The 19,218-nt window shown below is 68.1% G+C and carries 15 protein-coding genes and 2 pseudogenes; 10 read left to right on the plus strand and 7 right to left on the minus strand.

What is annotated here, in order from left to right; genetic code table 11:
- Positions 1-108: 108 nt before the first annotated feature.
- A complete protein-coding gene (locus HLA95_RS13275) occupies positions 109-267 on the plus strand; it encodes a YqaE/Pmp3 family membrane protein (RefSeq protein ID WP_035485317.1) in 159 nt (52 codons plus the stop codon).
- Here the strand turns inward: HLA95_RS13275 and HLA95_RS13280 are convergent, their stop codons facing one another.
- Positions 268-1,422: an AAA family ATPase gene (locus tag HLA95_RS13280; RefSeq protein WP_222183603.1), complete on the minus strand. Its 1,155-nt coding sequence runs from the start codon at positions 1,420-1,422 to the stop codon at positions 268-270. It abuts the gene before it with no gap.
- 126 nt (positions 1,423-1,548) lie between these two features.
- Between HLA95_RS13280 and HLA95_RS29895 the strand changes: the two are divergent.
- The 9 genes and pseudogenes from HLA95_RS29895 to HLA95_RS13320 form a co-directional block, all read left to right on the plus strand.
- Positions 1,549-1,662: pseudogene (locus tag HLA95_RS29895) on the plus strand (VOC family protein); the annotation flags it as partial.
- A 25-nt stretch (positions 1,663-1,687) separates the two neighbouring features.
- Positions 1,688-2,046: pseudogene (locus tag HLA95_RS13285) on the plus strand (zinc-binding dehydrogenase); the annotation flags it as partial.
- A 340-nt stretch (positions 2,047-2,386) separates the two neighbouring features.
- On the plus strand, positions 2,387-2,617 hold the full coding sequence (locus HLA95_RS13290) for a hypothetical protein (RefSeq protein ID WP_191059909.1): 231 nt from the start codon (positions 2,387-2,389) through the stop codon (positions 2,615-2,617).
- A 349-nt stretch (positions 2,618-2,966) separates the two neighbouring features.
- Positions 2,967-3,965 (plus strand): TRAP transporter substrate-binding protein, encoded by a 999-nt coding sequence (locus tag HLA95_RS13295; RefSeq protein WP_191059910.1) that lies wholly within the window; start codon positions 2,967-2,969, stop codon positions 3,963-3,965.
- A 12-nt stretch (positions 3,966-3,977) separates the two neighbouring features.
- Positions 3,978-4,505 (plus strand): TRAP transporter small permease, encoded by a 528-nt coding sequence (locus tag HLA95_RS13300; protein WP_191059911.1) that lies wholly within the window; start codon positions 3,978-3,980, stop codon positions 4,503-4,505.
- On the plus strand, positions 4,505-5,776 hold the full coding sequence (locus HLA95_RS13305; RefSeq protein WP_191059912.1) for a TRAP transporter large permease: 1,272 nt from the start codon (positions 4,505-4,507) through the stop codon (positions 5,774-5,776). The genes HLA95_RS13300 and HLA95_RS13305 overlap by 1 nt, the downstream gene beginning before the upstream one ends.
- Before the next feature lie 93 nt (positions 5,777-5,869).
- Positions 5,870-6,637, plus strand: a complete 768-nt coding sequence (locus tag HLA95_RS13310; protein ID WP_191059913.1) for an SDR family NAD(P)-dependent oxidoreductase — start codon at positions 5,870-5,872, stop codon at positions 6,635-6,637.
- Positions 6,638-6,865: 228 nt separating this feature from the next.
- Positions 6,866-8,929 (plus strand): GAF domain-containing hybrid sensor histidine kinase/response regulator, encoded by a 2,064-nt coding sequence (locus HLA95_RS13315; RefSeq protein ID WP_222183605.1) that lies wholly within the window; start codon positions 6,866-6,868, stop codon positions 8,927-8,929.
- Between the two features lie 112 nt (positions 8,930-9,041).
- Positions 9,042-11,468, plus strand: coding sequence for an AsmA family protein (locus HLA95_RS13320; protein ID WP_191058400.1), 2,427 nt, complete (start codon positions 9,042-9,044; stop codon positions 11,466-11,468).
- Between the two features lie 69 nt (positions 11,469-11,537).
- Here the strand turns inward: HLA95_RS13320 and HLA95_RS13325 are convergent, their stop codons facing one another.
- The 6 genes from HLA95_RS13325 to HLA95_RS13350 all read right to left on the minus strand — a co-directional run bounded on the left by HLA95_RS13325 (position 11,538) and on the right by HLA95_RS13350 (position 19,211).
- Positions 11,538-13,841, minus strand: a complete 2,304-nt coding sequence (locus HLA95_RS13325; protein WP_191058401.1) for an FdhF/YdeP family oxidoreductase — start codon at positions 13,839-13,841, stop codon at positions 11,538-11,540.
- A 152-nt stretch (positions 13,842-13,993) separates the two neighbouring features.
- Positions 13,994-15,157, minus strand: a complete 1,164-nt coding sequence (locus HLA95_RS13330) for a mandelate racemase/muconate lactonizing enzyme family protein (protein WP_191058402.1) — start codon at positions 15,155-15,157, stop codon at positions 13,994-13,996.
- Entirely contained in the window at positions 15,154-16,323 is a 1,170-nt protein-coding gene (locus HLA95_RS13335) for a mandelate racemase/muconate lactonizing enzyme family protein (protein ID WP_191058403.1), read from the minus strand. Before HLA95_RS13335 ends, HLA95_RS13330 begins: the two co-directional genes overlap by 4 nt.
- Before the next feature lie 9 nt (positions 16,324-16,332).
- Positions 16,333-17,628, minus strand: coding sequence for a TRAP transporter large permease (locus tag HLA95_RS13340; protein ID WP_191058404.1), 1,296 nt, complete (start codon positions 17,626-17,628; stop codon positions 16,333-16,335).
- 4 nt (positions 17,629-17,632) lie between these two features.
- On the minus strand, positions 17,633-18,142 hold the full coding sequence (locus HLA95_RS13345; protein WP_191058405.1) for a TRAP transporter small permease: 510 nt from the start codon (positions 18,140-18,142) through the stop codon (positions 17,633-17,635).
- 37 nt (positions 18,143-18,179) lie between these two features.
- Entirely contained in the window at positions 18,180-19,211 is a 1,032-nt protein-coding gene (locus HLA95_RS13350; protein ID WP_191058406.1) for a TRAP transporter substrate-binding protein, read from the minus strand.
- Positions 19,212-19,218: the final 7 nt, after the last annotated feature.

The raw sequence follows: 19,218 nt of genomic DNA on the forward strand, positions 1-19,218 counted from the left end.
ACGCGGCGTGGCGGGTGACCACTGCGCATGGAACCGCGCAGGCCGGTCCTGCGTCTTAAGGAGCATCACGGCGACCTTCGGGTCCGCCGCCACCCTTCGGAGCCTTGCATGGACGTCCTGCGCATCCTGATCGCGATCCTCCTTCCGCCGCTCGGCGTGTTCCTGCAGGTCGGCCTCGGTCTCCAGTTCTGGCTCAACATCCTGCTGACCCTGCTGGGCTACATCCCGGGCATCATCCATGCCGTGTACATCATCGTGAAGCGCTGATCAGCGCTCCGGCCAGGCCCAGGCCGGCGCTTCGGTCCCGGGCAGCACGGTCTCGCCGAGCTCCTTGCAGAGCGAAAGATGCCGGCAGGCGGGCTGGGCCGCGAGCGCGTCCACCAGGGCCGGCGCGTGCGAGACCACCACGAGCTGGCTGCGCTCCGCCGCCCGGCCGATCAGCCGGGCCAGCGGTGCCAGCAGGTCCGGGTGGAGGCTGGTCTCGGGTTCGTTCAGGATCATCAGTGCCGGCGGGCGGGGCGAGAGCAGGGCGGCGGTGAGCAGCAGGTAGCGCAGCGTGCCGTCGGACAGCTCCGCGGCCTTGAGCGGGCGGAGCAGGCCCGGCTGGCGCAGCTCCACCTCCAGATAGCCGTCCGTGCCGCCGATCGCGAGGGCGGCGCCCGGGAAGGCGTCGTCCAGGGTCGTGCGCAGGGCGGCGCGGTCGCCGATCTCGACGATCGTCTGCAGCGCTGCCGCCAGGTCCGCGCCGTCATGCGCCAGGACCGGCGTGAAGGTGCCGACCTGCGGCCGGCGCGACGGCGCGTTCCGGTCGGTCGGCAGGTGGTCGTAGAACCGCCAGGCGGCCATCCGCTCGCGCAGCAGCAGCAGTTCCGGTGCCTGCCTGGGATCGGCGCAATGGGTCATCATGCTGTCGGCGGAAGCGAGGTCGGTCATGGCCTGCCGCCATACGCCCCGGTCGTCGCGCAGCCGCACGGACGGGCCGCGCCGCTCGGCAAAGCAGCTGGCGCGGCGGAGCAGCTCGCCGGTCCAGACACTCTCGGCCTTGATCTCCGGGTCGCGGGCAAAGGCGGAGCTGGAGGGCTTGGGCAGGCCCAGATCGATCGCATAGCCGTAGTCGGGACCGGCGAAGCCCAGCTTGAGGCCGACCGGCTGGCGGCGCAGCGTGCCCTGCACCGGCACGGTGCCGGCCTTCATGCCGCGCGAGAAGGCTTCCGGCCCGGCCCAGAGGGTGGAGGAGAGGCCGCCCTCGGCGGCGAGCGAGGCCACCACCCGGCCCTGCGCCAGATCGGCCAGCAGCCGCAGGGCGCGATACAGGCTGGACTTGCCGCTGCCATTGGCGCCGGTGACCAGGTTGAGCGGCCCGAGGTCCAGGCGCAGGTCGCGCAGGGAGCGGTAGCCGGAAACGGCGAGGCGGCTGATCATGGCTGCTGCACAGCGAAACCGCGACGGAAGGTCAAGCGGCGGATCGAGGGTGAGCCTGCACCCGTTGGCCCGAATGGCGCCGTTCCGGCATCTTGTGGCGATAAAACCCGAGGTGAGGCTTGCGCGATGGCGACCAGGATCTTCGTCAACCTCCCGGTCAAGGACCTCGGCCGGTCGATGGCGTTCTTTCGCGGCCTGGGCTTCGACTTCAACCCGCAGTTCGCCGACGAGACCGCCGCTTGCATGGTCATCGCCCACGACAACCACGGACGGGCGCGGCGTGGACGTCGCGGTCGAGGCGCTGGGCACGCAGGGCACCTTCGAAGCGGCGCTGCGGGTGCGCTCCGGCCGGGCGGCACGCTCTCCAGCCTGAGCGTCTATTCCACCGACCTGCGCATCCCGCTGGATGGCTTGGCCGCGGGCCTGGGCGACCACACCATCGTCACCACTCTCTGCCCGGGCGGCAAGGAGCGGATGCGCCGGCTGATGGGCGTGATCGAGACCGGGCGGGTCGACCTGAAGCCGCTGGTCACCCACCAGTTCAGCCTGGACCGGATCGAGGAGGCCTACGACCTGTTCGGCCACCAGCGCGATGGCGTGCTCAAAGTCGCCATTAAACCGTGAGACTGCGGCATCCGGCTTGAAGATGACGATTTGCCACCGACCTTAATGGGGAAGGAAACAACGGCCTTGGGGGTGCCACAACTGGGAGATGCTCTATGCGCAAACTCGTTACACAACGCCCTGCCTCCGGGCAGCTACGTCAACGGCGCCCGGCCATGCGCACGCGGCCGCAGCCACGGCGCCTGTCGGCCGAGGAACGCGAGCGCCTGCTCGACGAAGCGCTGCTGGAGAGCTTTCCCGCCAGCGACCCGGTATCCTCGCTGGAGTTCAGCTGACCTGGCTTCGGACTGCCGCGTGCTCCCTTGGAGGAACCAGGGCAGGCGCTGCCGGTTGGAATCGCATGAGCCAGGAACCCTTCAAGGACGATCCGGCGGAGCCTCGGAAAGGGGACGTCCGGGTCGAGGTCCGGCTTGCCCCGGACACCATGGCGCTGCTCGACCGTTGGCGGAGCGCGCAACCGGAGCGGCCGAGCCGCTCCGACGTGATCCGGCAGATCGTCGAGGCGGCGCTCAACGAGCGCGGCGAGCCGGTGCTGCCCGGGCCGGAGAAGCTCGAGCAGGTCATGCGCTAACCTGTCGGACCGGCCGGCGCACGCCCCGGTCCATCATTCATGACGGCCGCCATTGGTAGCGGCCATGTCGGCTCCGCTGCCGACGATACTTTCCTGGTGAACATGGCCGGTGCCGGTCGCGCGCCGGCGCTGACGGTCGTTCTCGACCTGCGCATCCCTTCCATACCTGTCCCATCCCCGCATCCACCGCGAGCAGCGGCCGGGATTGGCTCTTGCGCTGCGTGTCGCCATCCTGCTGGTCCGCGGTGATGGGTAAGCATCTGCTGGCTTCCCAGCCCGGATTGTTGGACTAGAAGCCGGGACGGCCCAGGAAGATCCGGCCAAAAAGCGCTAGGGAGGTATATTCAAAATGTTGAAACGACTGGCGGTCGCCCTGACGGTGACCACCGCCCTCTTGGCCTCGGCCGTGGCAAAGGCGGAAACGCTCCGGTTCGGCCATGCCAATGCCCCGGGCGAGGTCTTGAACGACCTGTTCAACGAGTTCGCCGAGAAGGTGAAGGAGCGCAGCGGCGGCGAGCTGGAGATCCAGGTCTTCCCGTCCGAGCAGCTGGGCAAGGAGGTCGACCTCATCCAGCAGGTGAAGTTCGGCGCGCTGGACATCTCCGCACCCAGCATGCCCGCCATGGCGGGGCTGGTCCCGGCGCTGGAGATGGCCAGCACGCCGTTCCTGTGGACGGACTGGGCGGAAGCCGAGCAGGTCCTGCGCGGGCCCGCCTTCGAGCCGCTCTGGGATGAATTGCGCGACCAGCACAACATCGTGCCGCTCACCAAGATCTCCTACTGGGGCTGGCGCAACTTCACCTTCACCGACCGCGAGGTGCGCAAGCCCGAGGACATGGCCGGCCTCAAGATCCGCGTGCCGGAAAGCCCGATCTGGGTGGAGATGATCCGCGCGTTCGGGGCAGCACCCACGCCGATCCCGTTCGGCGAGGTCTATACCGCCCTCCAGCAGAAGACGGTGGACGGGCAGGAGAACCCGATCCCGACCATCTATTCGCGCAAGTACTATGAAGTGCAGGGCGTGCTGACGCTCGACCGGCACATGTTGCAGAACAACACCGTCCTGATCAGCAAGATCACCTGGGACCGGCTCTCCGAGGAGCACCAGAAGATCCTGCGCGAGGAGGCGGAGGCGATCTCCAAGAAGAACTCCGAGCTGCAGCAGGGCCGCGAGCGCGACATGCTGGAGGAGATCCGCAAGTCCGGCCGCACCAAGATCATCGAGGACGTCGACATCGAGGCGTTCAAGGCGGCGATGGAGCCGGTCTACCCGCAGCTCGCCGAGCGCTGGGGCCAGGAGAACTGGCAGCGCCTGCAGGATGCGATCGCCGAGATCCGCAAGCAGTAACGGAAACCATCCATGTCCGCCGCTTGGCTCGTGCGGCTGGACGATGCGCTGGCGCGCGGCGAGGACCTGTTCCTCGCCGTGTCGCACGCGATCGTCGCCGGCCTCGTCATTGCCGCCGTGTTCTTCCGCTACGTGCTGAGCGACCCGCTGATCTGGTCGGAAGAATTCATCGTCATCGTGTTCACCTGGATGCTGTTCGTCGGCCTTTCCAGCGGCTTTCGCGCGCGGATGCATCTGCGGGTCGATGCGCTCCTGGTGGTGCTGCCCGAGCGGTGGCGGAGCCTGCTCGGCACGATCGCGGTGTTCGCCACCATGGTCACGCTCCTGGGCCTGGTCTGGTTCGGCATCCAGCTCACCATGACCATGGCCGGCTCGCCCACGCCGATGATGCGCATCTCCTCGGCCTGGGCGCTCAGCGCCGTGCCGGCGGGTGCGGCACTCTCCTGCATCCACATCCTGCGCCATGCCATCTGCGACGGGCTGAAGCGCACGCTCTGGCCGGACGACCTGATCGGGGCCGCTGAAGAGGAAGCGATCTGATGCTGGTCCTGGTCCTCGCCTTCGCCGTGCTGGTCGCGGTCGGCACACCGGTCGCCATCGCCATGATCGCGTCCTCCGGCCTCGTCATCTGGCAGGAAGGCATCCCGCTCTCGCTGGTGGTCCAGCGGGTCTTCGCCGGGCTGCAGTCCTTCCCGCTGCTGGCCGTGCCGCTGTTCACCCTGGCGGGCTCGCTCATGAACGAGTCCGGGATCAGCGAGCGGCTGTTCGCCTTCACCCGCGCGATCGTCGGCCATATCCGCGGCGGCCTGGCGCAGACCGCGATCGTCGGCAACGTGTTCCTGTCCGGCATCTCCGGCTCGTCGATCGCCGACACTGCCGCCACCACCCGGGTGCTGACCCCGCAGCTCGAGCGCAACGGCTACAGCCGGGCGTTCGGTGCGGCACTCTCCGCCTCGGCCGGCACGCTCGGCCCGATCATCCCGCCCTCGATCCTGATGGTGCTCTACGCCTGGCAGGCCAATGTCTCGCTGGGGGCGCTGTTCATCGCCGGCCTGCTCCCGGGCGTGATCATGGCCGGGGCGATGGCGAGCGTGATCATGGTGCTGGCGCGGGTCCGCAACTACCCGACCTCCGGCGAGTTCCGGGCGAGCGTGCTCTGGACCACCTTCAAGCGCGCCATCTGGGCGCTGCTGATGCCGGTCATCATCATCGTGGGCTTCCGCCTGGGCGCGGTGACCGCCACCGAGATCGCCGGCGTGGCCGCCCTCTACGCGGCCCTGGTGGGCATCTTCGTCTACCGCACCCTCAAATGGTCGAGCCTGCCGCGCATCCTGACCACCACGGCGCGCGAGACCGCGGTGATCCTGATCATCGCCGGTGCCGCTTCGCCGTTCAGCTGGATCCTGGGCATCGAGCAGGCGCCGCAGCTCGTGGTGAACACGCTCACGGCACTCAGCTCCGAGCCCTGGGTGATCCTCTTGATCCTGAACGTGGCGCTGCTGGTCGTCGGCATGTTCGTCGAGACCATCGCGGTCATGATCATCCTGGTGCCGATCCTGATCCCGCTGCTCACCGCCCTGCAGATCGACCTCGTCCATTTCGGGATCGTGCTGCTGGTCAACCTGGTGATCGGCCAGCTCACCCCGCCGGTGGGCGTGCTGCTGTTCGTTTCCATCACCATCGCCAGGGTGACGATGGGGCAGATCCTGCGTGAGGTCTGGCCCTTCTTCCTCGGCCTGCTCGTGGCGCTGGGCCTGATCACCTACCTGCCGGGGCTGAGCCTCTGGCTGCCGCACGTGCTGGGCTTCTGAGGCGAAGCCCTTGCCCCCTTGGGCCAGGCGCCTCGTGCGGCTAGACCGCGCGAGGCGCCGCGGCGCAACGAGCCAGGAGGGGGCAGGACAGCCATGCAGATCAACGCCATCAACCTCGCCGACCGGGTCGCGATCGTCACCGGCGGCGCCCAGGGCATCGGCCAGGTGGTCGGCCGGCGCTTCCTCGAGTCCGGGGCGAAGCTGGTCGTCTGGGAGGTGGTCGCCGATCGGCTGGCCAAGGCGGTGGCGGAGTTCGCCGCCATGGCCGGGGCCGAGCGGGTCCATGGCGAGGTGGTCGACATCGCCGACGAGGCCGGCGTGGCGGCCGCGGTCAGGAACACGGTGGCCCGGTTCGGCCGGATCGACATCCTGGTGAACAACGCGGCATTGGTCGGGCCGAACGCGACGCTCGCCGACTATCCGAGCGATGCCTGGAAGAGCGTCATCGACGTGGACGTGAACGGCACCTTCTACTGCTGCAAGCACGTCGCCCCGGTGATGCTGGCGCAGGACTATGGCCGGATCGTCAACATCGCCTCGATCGCCGGCAAGGAAGGCAACCCGAATGCGGCGGCCTACAGCTCGGCCAAGGCCGCGGTGATCGCGATGACCAAGTCGCTGGGCAAGGAACTGGCCAAGGCGAACATCGCGGTGAACTGCGTGACCCCGGCCGTGGCGCGCACGCCAGGGGCGATGGAGCAGGCGCCCGAGCACATCGAGTACATGCTCGCCAAGATCCCGCGCGGGCGGTTCCTGGAGCTGAGCGAGGCGGCGGCGATGATCGCCTGGCTGGCGAGCGAGGAGAACTCGTTCACGACCGGGGCGGTATTCGACCTGTCCGGCGGCCGGGCCACCTACTGACCGCCGCTTGTCCTTAAGCTATCATCCGGTTGAATTATTATTACATTTCGGGAAATGTAACGGGAACCTCTACGGGGACCGGGTGCATCCTGGATTCACCGCTGTGGCGTCGGATGTTCCTGCCCGGCAGTGCCCTGCATCTTCCGGGTCCGGTTCGTCCGTCCGGGCGGCGGTGCCCGGGCAGCACCCCTCCGGCTGGAGGGTGGGTTCCTTGGCGTGGAGGAGTGATTGCCGGCAGCACCGATACCCGCGGACGAAGACCTGCGCCTGGAATCGCTGCGGGCCGGCCGGATCCTGGACACGCCAGCCGATCCCCGGCTGGACGCGATCACCCGGATGGCGGCGCGGCGGTGCAACGTGCCGATCGCGCTGGTCGGCCTGGTCGACGAGAGCCGGCAATGGCTCAAGTCGGCGGTGGGCCTGCCCGCCGGCAGCCAGACGCCGCCCATGCACTCCATGTGCGCCTATGCGGTGCTCGATCCCGACCAGCCGCTGGTGATCCCGGACACGCAGCTCGACCCGCGCACGGCGACCAACCCGATGGTCACCGGCGCCATGAGCGTGCGCTTCTATGCCGGCATCCCGTTGCGCGCCGAGGACGGCCATGTGCTCGGCGCGCTATGCATCGCCGACACGCGCCCGCGCCAGCTCCGGCCGGAGGAACTGGGCGACCTCGTCGACCTGGCGGCGAGCGTCAGCGGGATCCTCGCCCTGTACCGGAGCATGACCGCGCTTGAGGAAAGCGAGGCGGAGGCACGGCGGCTCGCGGCGGAGGCGGAGGAGGCACGGCGTCTGGCCGAGGCTGCGGCGAGCAGCCGTTCGACGTTCCTGGCGGCGATGAGCCACGAGATCCGCACCCCGCTCACCGGCGTGCTGGGGATGGTCGATCTGCTGGCCGACGAGGCGCTGACCGACCGCCAGGCGCATTATCTGAGTGCGATCCGCACGTCGGGGCGCCACCTGCTCAACGTGGTGAACGAGATCCTGGACTATTCCCGGATCGAGGCCGACGGCCTGGCCCTGGAGGAAGTCGACTTCACCCTCGAGGAGCTGGTGGAGCAGCTCCGCTCCATTCTGGGCCCGCAGGCGGCCGATCGCGGCCTGCGACTGGATTTCGACCTGCCGGACGGGCCTTTGCCGGTGCTGCGGGGCGATCCCACCCGGCTGCGCCAGGTCATGGTCAACCTGATCGGCAACGGGCTGAAGTTCACGAGCGAGGGCGGGGTCCGGCTGGGGGTCCGGCTCGGCCCGGCGGGCGAGGCCGGGTGGCGGGTGAACTTCGTGGTCGCCGACACCGGAATCGGCATTCCCAAGGAACGGCAGGCCGATCTGTTCAAGCCGTTCAGCCAGGCGGAGATCTCGACCAGCCGCCACTATGGCGGCACCGGCCTGGGCCTCGCGATCTGCGGCAGGCTGATCGCCGCGATGGACGGGCAGATCACGCTGGACAGCGTGCCGGGCAAGGGCAGCACCTTTCATGTCTACGTACCGCTCGGTGCCGGCGCCGTGCGGCCGGCGAGTGCCGCACCCGAAGCGGTGCCGGGAGGCAAAGCGCTGGACGTGCTGGTGGCCGAGGACGTGGCGGTCAACCGCGACCTGCTCCAGACCGTGCTGACGCGCCATGGCCACCGGGTCGAGTTCGCCGAGAACGGTGCCGAGGCGGTCGCGAAGCTGAAGGAGCGGGCGTTCGACGTCGTGCTGATGGACGTGCAGATGCCGGTCATGGACGGGATCGAGGCGACCCGCCGGATCCGCGCCAGCCAGGCAGCCGCCAGCCGGGTGCCGATCCTCGGCCTGACCGCCAACGTCATGGCCGAGGAGCGCCAGCGCTGCCTCGCCGCGGGCATGGACCAGGTGCTGAGCAAGCCGTTCGTCTGGCCGGAGCTGCTGGCAGCCCTTGGCGGCATCGGCGGCTCCGTCCAGGGCCCGGCCGAGCTGCCGGTGGACGAGCCTCCAGGCGAGCTGATCGATGCCGTGCTCCTGGCCAAGCTCCAGGCGGCGGTCGGGCCCGAGCGGTTCACGCAGTTCCTCCAGAGCGCAATCCAGACCGCCGTGACCGTCTATGCCGAGATGCTGGACCAGCAGGAGGATCCCGAGCACCTGGCGGGGCTGGCCCATCGCCTGGCCGGCTCGGCACCCAGCTTCGGCCTGACCGGCATCGGCAGGATCGCCCGCGAGCTGGAACGGCGGAGCCGGGAGCGGCTGGACGTCGCGGCCTTGCTCGACCGGCTGGGCGACGCACTGGCCGGCACCCGGCAGGCACTCGTCGACGGCGGCCACCTGCCCGGCTGACCCGGCCTCCAGCGCAGAAAGTCCGCGGCCTTCGGCAACGAGCGGCGCCCTGACGGATTAATGACCAGCGGGTCGTGTCCGAACGGGCGGGCATGGGGCAGCGGAGGCCTGGATGGTCAAGAAGATCCTGATCGGGCTGGCGGTCCTGGTAGTGCTGCTGGTGGGCGGCGCCGCCGTCGCGTTCTGGACGGTCGATCCGAACGTCCTCAAGCCATATGCGGAGCGGGCGGTCAGCTCCGCGCTCGGCCGGCCGTTCCGGATCGCCGGCGACCTGGAGATCGAGCGCGGCTGGATCATCAGGATCCGTGCCCACGACGTCCGTCTCGGCAACGCCGAGTGGAGCGACCGGGGGGACATGGCGACGGTCCAGACCGTCGAGGCGAGCCTGGACCTGTGGGACCTGATCACGGCGCAGCGGATCACCATTCCCGAGCTGACCCTGGATCGCCCGGTCGCCAGCCTCGAGCGCAACGAGCAGGGCGAGGCGAACTGGCAGTTCGGAGGGCAGCAGGATCAGCCCGCTGCCGACGATCAAGCCTCCGGCCCGCCGAGCCTGCCCTATGTCGGCCGGCTGACGGTGCGCGACGCGCAGATTGCCTATCGCGATGCTCAGGCCGACCAGGAGTTCTCCGCGAGCCTCGCCAGCCTGACCGCCAACTCCGAGGGAGGCCCGGACCAGCAGGCCGGCTGGCTCATGCGCACGAATGCCCAGGACCTGAAGGTGACCAACGCCGGCTGGAGCGGCCAGGCCGGGCAGCTCCTCTCGGTGAGCGGCGTCGAGACCAGCCTGGACGTCCAGGATTTCCTGAACGAGGGGCAGATCACGATCCCCGAGGTTACCGTCGACCGGCCGGTGGTCCATCTGGAGCGGGACGAGCAGGGCCGGACGAACTGGCAGGTCGGTCCCGAGCAGCAAGCGGAGGCGGCCGAGGCGGCCGCGGAAGCGGCACCCGATGACCGTGCGGAACTGCCCTTCGTCGGCAAGCTGACGGTGCGGGATGCAGAGGTCACCTACCGCGATGCCCAGTCCGGCCGGGACATCGCGTCGACCTTGAGCCTGGCGGCGGAGTCGCAGGGGGAAGGCGACCGGATGAAGCTGCAGGGGGAGGGGCAGGTCAACGACCTTCCCGTGAAGCTGGACGGCACCTTCGGCTCCTACCGGATGCTCGCCGGGTCCGAGCAGCCGTTCCCGGTCCAGGGCACGCTGACCATCGGGCAGTCGCGGGTGGCCCTGGACGGCACGATCGCCGACCCGGCCAGCCTGGAGGGTGTCGATCTGCAGACCGACATCGCCGCCCAGGACCTTTCCAGGGCCATGGAGATGGTCGGCGTGCCGGTACCGGAAATTCCCCCCTTCGACCTGGACGGCCACCTCACCTACCGCAACGGCGAGGCGAGGCTGGAGAACCTGCACGGCCGGGTCGGCGACAGCGACATCGCGGGCTCAGCCGCGTTCACACCGGGCGAGGAACGCCCGAAGGTCTTTGCCGACCTCACCTCGGAGAGCCTGGATCTGGATGACCTGAGCGGCCTGATCGGCAAGGCACCGGAGGCGGGCCCCGGCGAGACGGCGTCGCCCGAGCAGGAACAGCAGGCGCAGGCCGAGGAGGACGATCCCCATGTCATCCCCGATCCTTCGCTCCATGCGGATGCCTGGGATGCCGTCGACGCGGATGTCCATTTCCGCGGCAAGCGGATCCGCGCCCAGGGCGTGCCGCTCGACGACGTGGACGTACATCTGTTCATGGAGGAAGGGCGCCTGCGCATCGATCCGCTCAAGGCAGGGATCGCGGGCGCTACGGTGGATGGCTATCTCGCGGCGGATGGCCAGCGCAATCCGCCGGCGGTCGAGCTCGACCTCTCCGGCAGCGGCCTGGACCTGCAGCGGTTCCTCGGCGAGTTCGACCTGGAGCAGTATGGCAGCGGCCGGATGTCGGCCCGGGTCGCGCTGAAAGGCGAGGGCGACAGCCTGCGCAGCGTTCTGGACACGAGCCAGGGCCAGATGGCGGTCATCATGGAGAAGGGCGAGATCACCGCATTGCTGATCGAGGCGCTGGGCCTCGATCCGGCCGAGATCCTGCCCGTCCTGTTCGGGGGAACCGAGCCCGGATCGGGCGAGCGCCTGTTCGGCGTGCGCTGCATGGTCGTCGATCTGCAGGTGGCGGATGGTATCGCGCGCAGCCAGAACATCGTGCTGGACACCACCGACAGCGTGATCACCGCGAAAGGCGGCGTGAACCTGTCCACCGAGGCGATCCAGCTGGATTTCGAGCCTCACCCCAAGGACACCAGCATCTTCGCGTCACCTGCACCCGTCTATATCCGCGGCAGCTTCGGCGAGCCCAGCGTCATGCCCGATCCGACGCCCGCGATCGTCCGTGGCGCTGCCGCCGTCGCGGTCGGCATCGTGCTGACGCCACTGGCCTCCTTCCTGCCCTTCATCGACATCGGCACTGCCGAGGATGCGCCATGCGCCGAATTGATCAGCAAGGCCCGGGACGAGAACGCGCCTGAGCCTGAGCCGGCCGAGGGTCAATGAACGCGGATCGGCCGGCCCCGGGAACTCCGGAGCCGGCCAACGTCATGAGGAGCGGAAAGGGCGCAATGCTCAGCCTGGCTGGGCCTGCATCGCGCCATTGCCGCTCTTGCGGATGCTGACCGGCACCGACTTCACCGCCGGCACCTTGCTCTCCTCGGCATGGTGCCAGATCGGGACCAGCCCGTTGCACTCGGGATAATAGGCACCGATGCAGCCCTTCGGGATGTCGTAGCCGACCACCCGCAGCCCGCCGAACTCCCGGTGGACCTGATCGTGCGACTCGCCCACCAGGGTCACCGTCTCGCCCTCGGCCAGACCCAGGCGCGCCATGTCGTCCGGGTTCACGAACACGACCATCCGCGTGCCTTCCACCCCGCGGAACCGGTCGCGATAGCCGTAGATCGTGGTGTTAAACTGGTCGTTGCTGCGCAGGGTGATCAGCCGAAGCATGTCCTCCGTCAGGTCCAGCCCGTGGCTGGTCATGCCCTCGGGCACAGCGAAATTGGCCTTGCCGGTATCGGTGTTCCACTTGCGCTCGCGGGCAGCGAGCGGCCGGGCGAAGCCGCCGGGGTGGAAGAGCCGCTGGTTGAAGTCCTTGAAGTCGTCGGGGTAGGTGGCCTCGATCGCGTCGCGGATCTTGCTGTAGTCGGCGACCCAGGCGTCCCAGTCGACCTTCGGGTTGGGGTCGAGCGTCGCCTTGGCCAGCCCGGCAACGATCGCGGGCTCGGAGCGCAGATGCTCGCTGATCGGCGTCGCGACCGGCCGCGAGCCATGGATGCGCGCGGTGCTGTCCTCCATCGACACGACCTGCGGCCCGGTCGCCTGCTGGTCGGTCTCGGTCCGGCCCAGACAGGGCAGGATGTAGGAGATCTCGCTGGTCACCAGGTGGCTGCGGTTGAGCTTGGTCGAGACCTGGACGTTCAGGCGCATTTTCCGCCAGCCTTCCTCCAGCTGGTCCCGATCGGGTGCCGCGCGGACGAAGTTGCCGCCCAGGCCGATGAAGGCCCGCACGCTGCCCTTCACGATGCCCTCGCAGGCATCCACCGTGCTGAAGCCTTCCCAGCGCGGCGGCTCGAACCCATAGAGTTCCTTCAGCCGGTCGAGCGGCACCAGCTCCGGCTTCTCCGCGATGCCCACGGTGCGCTGGCCCTGCACGTTGGAGTGGCCGCGCACCGGCAGGATGCCTGCCCCCGGCTTACCGATATTGCCCTTGAGCAGGAGCAGGTTGACCAGCATCCGCACGGTCTCGACCCCCTTGCGGTGCTGGGTCAGGCCCATGCCGTACATGGCCATGGTCGCCTGCGAGCGCGCGTAGATCCGGGCGGTCTCCTCGAGGTCGGCTCGCTTCAGGCCGGAATGATGCTCGATCTCCTTCCAGCTGGCCGCCCGCGCCTTGTCGGCAAATGCCTCGAAGCCGTGCGTGTGCTCCCGGATGAAGGCGTGGTCGAGCACCAGAGGCTGGCCCTTGGCCATGGCCTCGTCGTCCAGGGTGATCAGCGCCTTGCAGATCCCCATGATCGCCGCGATGTCGCCGCCCGCTTCCACCTGGAAGTAGTGCGAGCTGATCCGGGTCTCCTGGCCCAGGACCATCTCGGTCGGGCTCTGCGGGTTGGTGAACCGCTCCAGCCCCCGCTCGCGCAAAGGATTGAAGGTGATGATCGGCACGTCGCGCCGGCTCACGCTCTGGAGCTGGTGCAGCATGCGCGGGCTGTTGGTGCCGACGTTCTGGCCGAAGAACAGGAGGCACTCGGTGTCCTCGAAATCCTCCAGGCCCACCGTGCCGACCGGCACGCCGATGCTCTTGGGCAGGGCCACCGAGGTCGATTCGTGGCACATGTTCGAGCTGTCCGGCAGGTTGTTGCTGCCGAACAGCCGGGCGAACAGCTGGTACATGTAGGACGCCTCGAGCGAGGCGCGACCCGAGGTGTAGAACACCGCGGCATGGGGATCGAGGGCGCGCAGCTCGCGCCCGATCTCGACGAAGGCGTCCGGCCAGCCGACCGGGACATATTTGTCGCTGGCACGGTCGTAGCGCAGCGGCTGGGTGAGCCGGCCGGCCTCCTCCAGGTCGTGGTCGGGCCAGGAGAGCAGCTCGGTGACCGTGTGCCTGGCGAAGAATTCGGGGCCGATCGTCTTGGTGGTCAGCTCCCAGGCGGTGGCCTTCGCCCCGTTCTCGCAGAACTCGGCCGGGTGCGGATCGGCGGGCTTCGCCCAGGCGCAGCTCACGCACATGAAGCCGCCGGTCTTGTTCTGGTGCGGCAGGGCCGCGGTGACCCTGGCCACGCCCTCCCGGCCGACATGGCGCATCACCGACTGCGCCGAGCCCCAGCCGCCTGCCGGACTCTCGTAGGGCTTGATGGTGACTTTGCTCATGCGCCGGCCCTTCCTTGTGCGTGCCTGCCGGGCTCGGCCCAGCAGACGGTCCCCTCAAAGGAACCTAACGCGCCGCACGCAGAAGAGTTGCGCTCCTGTTAGCCATTTCAGATTGCAGGCCAAGCCCCGGAACAGGCGTGGCTTCTGCTTCTTCAGCCGGTCAGGACCAGCTTGGTGAACCGGTTCAGATAGGCCTCGTTCAGCTCGATGCCGAGGCCGGGTGCCGTGGGTGCCGCCAGCCGGCCGTTCCTGGCTTTCCGCTCATACGGCTCGGCCACGATGTCGTAGCGGCCGTCCGGCCAGTAGGGAAACCACTCCAGGATGATGAAGTTCGGCATGGCGAACACGGCATGGACGGCGGCCGCGGTCGCCACCGGGGCACCGCAATTATGCGGCTGTACATGGAGATTATAGACCTCGGCCATGGCGGCGATCTTCATCATCTCGCTGATGCCGCCGCACAGGCCGATGTCGGGCTGGAGGATGTCCAGCGCCTGGCGCTCGATGAAGGGGCGGAACTGGTAGCGGGTATAGAGCCGCTCGCCGCCGGCGATCGGGATCGGCACCGCTTCCCCGACCTTGACCATGGAATCGAAATTCCCCGGGTCGACCGGCTCCTCGTAGAAGAACGGCCGGTACTCGGCGAGCATCCGCCCATAGGTGATGGCGTCGGTGGTGCCGAGATTGCCGTGGATGTCCAGGCAGATGTCGAAGTCGGGGCCGGCCGCCTCCCGGATCGCCCGGACCCGGTCCACGGCCAGCAGCGCCCAGTCGCGCGGGATGTGCCGGTCGGGAAACTCGAACTGGCCGGCCTTGTTCATCTCGAACGGGTCGAGCTTGCAGGCGGTATAGCCCTCTTCCTGGATCTGGAGGACCCGCTCGGCCGCCTCTTCGGGCTTGGCCATCCTGGTGAACCAGCCATTGGCATAGAGCCGGATGTCGTCCCACATCCGCCCGCCCAGCAGGTCGCAGACCGGCCGACCCAGGGCCTTGCCCTTGATGTCCCAAAGCGTGTTGTCGATGGCGCTGATCGCCCCGAACAGGACGGGGCCGGGGCTCTGGCCCCAGAAGGTCTTGCGGTAGAGCCGGTCCCAGATGGCACCGATCTGGCGCGCATCCTGGCCCTTGAGGTGCCGCTCGAACAGTTGCGTCAGGGTGTGGATGGCGCCGCGGTTGCCATCGCCATAGGCCAGGCCCACCTCGCCGGCGCCATGGATACCAGCATCGGTGTCGATCCGGATGATCACTGGGTGCTGGCTGACATTGTGCGAGAGGCCGTAGTCGACGTCCCAGATGGTGAGGCCGGTGATCTTCATGCCCGGCCTCCCACCACCAGCCTGTCGAAGCGTGCCAAATAGTCGTCGTTCAGCTCGATGCCGAGCCCCGGCCGTTCGGGGATCCGGTAGCGGCTGTTCCGTTGCCGGTGCTCGAGCGCATCGGTGACGATCGCGTAGCGCTCGTCGGTCCAGTAGGGAAACCATTCCATGATGATGAAGTTCGGGATGGCCGCATCGAGCTGCACGCCGGCCGCGGTCGAGACCGGGCCGCCGCAATTATGCGGCTGGACGTGGAGATTGTAGGTCTCGGCATAAGCCGCGATCTTGCGCGCCTCGGTGATCCCGCCGCACAGGCCCATGTCCGGCTGAAGGATGTCGAGCGCCTGGCTCTCCAGATAGGGGCGGAACTGGTAGCGGGTGTAGAGCCGCTCGCCGGCCGCGATCGGGATCTTCACGTTCGCCGACACCTTCTTCATGCAGGCGACGTTCATGGGGTCGACCGGCTCCTCGTAGAAGAACGGTCGCGACGCTTCGAGCATCCGCCCGTAGGTGATGGCATCCGTGGTGCCGAGATTGCCGTGCAGGTCGAGCAGGATGTCGACGTCGGGGCCCACCGCGTCGCGGACCGCCTCGACGCGCCTGACCGCCATGATTGCCCAGTCCCGCTCGATATGCCGGCGCGGATAGCGCCATTCACCTTCCGGCGTGGTGCCGAACGGGTCGAACTTCAGCGCGTCGTAGCCGTCCGCCACGACCTTGAGTGCCGCCTCGGCATATTCCTCCGGCGCGTTCAGCCCGGTGTACCAGCCGTTCGCATAGACCCGGATCTCGTCGCGGAACTTCCCGCCGAGCAACTCATAGACCGGCACGCCCAGCGCCTTGCCCTTGATGTCCCAAAGGGCCTCGTCGATCGCGGACATCGCGCCATAGATGATCGGCCCGCCGCCCTGGCCCCAGAAGGTGCGGCGGAAGAAGGTCTCCCAGATCGATTCGATCCGGAACGGGTCGGCGCCGATCAGGAAGGTCTCGGCCAGAGTGCGGATCATGTGGATGCCGCCCTTGGTGCCGGTGCCGTAGGCCAGGCCCAGCTCACCGGCACCATAAATGCCCTCGTCCGTGTCGATCCGGACGATCACCGGGTTCCAGAAGGTGTGGAAGTCCCGGCCATAGTCGACGTCGTGGATCGTCACGGCGGTGATCTTCATCGGGATTCCTCAGGGCTTGATCAGGCCGAAGGCTCTGGGCAGGGCGAGGGTCAGGTCGGGCCAGAGCCCGATCAGGACGACGGTGGCGGCACCGCTCAGGATGTAGGGCAGCATCGCCCGGGTGAGCGAGCCCACCCCGATCTTCGCGATGTTGGCCACCGCGAACAGGACGTTGCCGACCGGCGGCGTGATCAGGCCCAGCACGCAGTTCACGATCAGCATGATGCCGAGCTGGACCGGATGGAGGCCGGCGGCCACCGCCAGGGGCGTCACGATCGGCGCGAACAGGATGATCGAGATGCTGGCGTCCAGCCACATCCCGCAGAACAGGAAGAACAGGTTGATCAGCAACACTACGGTGACGAGGTCGGTGCTGACCCCGGCCAGCATGGTCTTCACCACCATGGGCAGGTTCTCCATGGCGAACACCCAGCTCATCGCCGAGGCGCCGGCGATGATGAAGAACAGCCGGGCGGTGTCCATGGACGCCACCGACAGGATCGGCCCGAGGTCGGCGATCTTCAGGGTGCGCAGAAAGAAGAAACCCACCACCAGCGAGTAGACCACGCAGGCCGCGGCCGCCTCGGTGGGGGTGAACCAGCCCATGATGATGCCGCGGATCATGATGATCGGCATGACGATGGCGAAGAAGGCGTCCCGGAAGCCCAGCAGGAGCTTCTTCGGCGTCACCTCCACCTCGACCTTGGGATATTGCTTGCGCCAGGAGATCCACTGGACCTGGGCCATCTGGACCAGGCAGAGTAGGATGCCCGGCAGGATCGCGGCGGAGAACATCGCCCCCACCGAGACGTTGGTGACCGCGCAATAGACGATGATCATGGTGGATGGCGGGATGATGGCGCCCGCCAGCGAGGTCGCCGCCGTGATCGCGGCGGAGAAGGGCCGGTCATAGCCCTGGCGCTCCATGGCGTAGATGAACATCCGCCCCTGGCTGGCGATGTCGCCCAGCGCCACGCCGGTCACGCCGGCGAACAGGAGGCTGGAGACCACGTTGACCTGGGCCAGGCCGCCGCGGATCCGGCCCACGATCAGGTTGCAGAAGTCGAACAGCCGGTCGGTGAGCTGCGCCCGGTTCATGATCTCGCCGGTCAGCAGGAAGAACGGGATCGCCATCAGGACGAACACGTCGATTCCGGCGAACATCTTCTCCGGCAGCATGCGCAGGAACAAAAGGTTGCCCGAGAACAGGAAATAGGCGGTCGAGGAGACCAGCATCACGAGTGCGATCGGCAGTCCCAGTGCCAGGAGCAGCAGGAAGACGACGATGAAGCCGGTGATGTCCATGGGGTCAGGCCGCCCGGTCCGGCATGGGCAGGCGACCGGTGAGCCGGAGCACGTCGCCCCACAGATTGACCAGGGTCGCCAGGATCATCAGCACCGCCGCCACCGGGATGGCGAGATAGGGCCAGAACAGGCTGACCCCCAGCGCAGGGGCATGGGTGACTTGGCGGGCCAGCGCCGCGGTCCAGGACTGCTGGGCCAGGATCAGGAGGAACAGGAGGACCAGGAGGCGCAGCAGGAGGTCCAGGACCAGCCGGCTTCTGGGCGCCAGCCGGTCCTGCAACAGGTTCAGGCTGATATGGTCGTCGCGGCGCAAGAGCACGGCGGCGCCCAGCATGCTGAGCCAGACCAGCAGGAACCGGGTCAGCTCCTCCGACCAGGAGAAGGAGAAGCCCAGCAGGTTGCGGGACAGGACCAGGGCGGCGATGACGAGGGTCATCGTCGCCAGGATCGCGTTGCACAGGAGCTCGATGGCGCGGCTGACCAGGTCCGCCCATCGGCTGGCGCGCTCGTACATGGACCGGATGCCGGTAGCGGAGCTTCGGGACGCAGGCTCAGCGATAGCCGTAGAACTGCTCGGCCTCGGCCACCGCGGCCTGGATCTCGTCCAGCACCTTCGGGTCCATCTGGGTCTTCAGCCACTCGATCGCCGCGGGCTGGGCCCGCTCGCGGAACGCCGCCTTCTCCTCGGCGGTGGGCTCGTAGATCGAGACCCCCTCGCTCTCCAGGAACGCCCGCCCCGACGCCTCGTTGGCGACCGACAGGCCGCGATTGGTTTCCAGCGCCACCTGCGCCGCCTGGCGGATCACGCCCTTCAGGTCGTCCGGCAGGCTCTGGTACCAGGCCTCGTTGATGGCGACCGTGTTGATGCTGTAGACGTGCCCGTCCAGCACCATGTTCTTCTGCACCTCGTAGAGCTTGGGCACCATGAAGGTCGGGATGGAGTTCTCCTGGCCATCCACCACACCGGTCTGCAGCGCGGTATAGAGCTCGCCCCAGGCGATTGGGGTCGGCGACATGCCGAGGCTCTTGGCGATCTCCATGTGCAGCGGATGGTTCATGGTCCGCATCTTGATGCCGGCCATGTCGTCGGGCGACTTCATCTCCTTGCTGGCCGAGCTGTAGTGGCGAAAGCCGCCATTCTCCGACCAGAACAGGGGCCGGAGGCCCACCTCCCTGGCCATGCGCTCGCGCATCTGCTCGCCCACCGGCCCGTCCAGCACCCGCCAGGCGACCTCGCGGTTGACGAACAGATAGGGCACGCCGAAGGCCTGGATGTCGGGGAAGGTCGAGGCGAAATGGCCATCCGCCGGGTCGCAGGCCTGCAGGATGCCGTCCTTCACCTGGTTGACCAGGGATTCGATCCCGCCGAGCTGCGCGCCCGGATACATCTCGACCTCGATCCGCCCGCCGGACCGGCTCTCGATCTCGCGCGCCAGCACCTCCAGGTGGGTCCAGGAGAAATTGTTCTCGATCGGCGGGCTGGCGGTGGCGAACCGCATGGTGAACTCGGCGGCCTGAGCGGCCGGCACACCGGCGAGCAGCGATACCCCGACCACCAGCGCCTTCAGCAAGCGATTGGACATGGTTTCG

The organism is Geminicoccus harenae (genome assembly GCF_019800005.1).
In the GTDB taxonomy this organism is placed as follows: domain Bacteria; phylum Pseudomonadota; class Alphaproteobacteria; order Geminicoccales; family Geminicoccaceae; genus Geminicoccus; species Geminicoccus harenae.

Coding starts and splice junctions, on each gene's coding strand:
- HLA95_RS13330 (WP_191058402.1), bottom strand. CDS start 15,157: ATGAAGATCACCGGCCTCACCATCTGGGACGTCGACTACGGCCTCTCG.
- HLA95_RS13300 (WP_191059911.1), top strand. CDS start 3,978: ATGTCCGCCGCTTGGCTCGTGCGGCTGGACGATGCGCTGGCGCGCGGC.
- HLA95_RS13320 (WP_191058400.1), top strand. CDS start 9,042: ATGGTCAAGAAGATCCTGATCGGGCTGGCGGTCCTGGTAGTGCTGCTG.
- HLA95_RS13290 (WP_191059909.1), top strand. CDS start 2,387: ATGAGCCAGGAACCCTTCAAGGACGATCCGGCGGAGCCTCGGAAAGGG.
- HLA95_RS13350 (WP_191058406.1), bottom strand. CDS start 19,211: ATGTCCAATCGCTTGCTGAAGGCGCTGGTGGTCGGGGTATCGCTGCTC.
- HLA95_RS13305 (WP_191059912.1), top strand. CDS start 4,505: ATGCTGGTCCTGGTCCTCGCCTTCGCCGTGCTGGTCGCGGTCGGCACA.
- HLA95_RS13340 (WP_191058404.1), bottom strand. CDS start 17,628: ATGGACATCACCGGCTTCATCGTCGTCTTCCTGCTGCTCCTGGCACTG.
- HLA95_RS13295 (WP_191059910.1), top strand. CDS start 2,967: ATGTTGAAACGACTGGCGGTCGCCCTGACGGTGACCACCGCCCTCTTG.
- HLA95_RS13280 (WP_222183603.1), bottom strand. CDS start 1,422: ATGATCAGCCGCCTCGCCGTTTCCGGCTACCGCTCCCTGCGCGACCTG.
- HLA95_RS13335 (WP_191058403.1), bottom strand. CDS start 16,323: ATGAAGATCACCGCCGTGACGATCCACGACGTCGACTATGGCCGGGAC.
- HLA95_RS13345 (WP_191058405.1), bottom strand. CDS start 18,142: ATGTACGAGCGCGCCAGCCGATGGGCGGACCTGGTCAGCCGCGCCATC.
- HLA95_RS13325 (WP_191058401.1), bottom strand. CDS start 13,841: ATGAGCAAAGTCACCATCAAGCCCTACGAGAGTCCGGCAGGCGGCTGG.
- HLA95_RS13275 (WP_035485317.1), top strand. CDS start 109: ATGGACGTCCTGCGCATCCTGATCGCGATCCTCCTTCCGCCGCTCGGC.
- HLA95_RS13310 (WP_191059913.1), top strand. CDS start 5,870: ATGCAGATCAACGCCATCAACCTCGCCGACCGGGTCGCGATCGTCACC.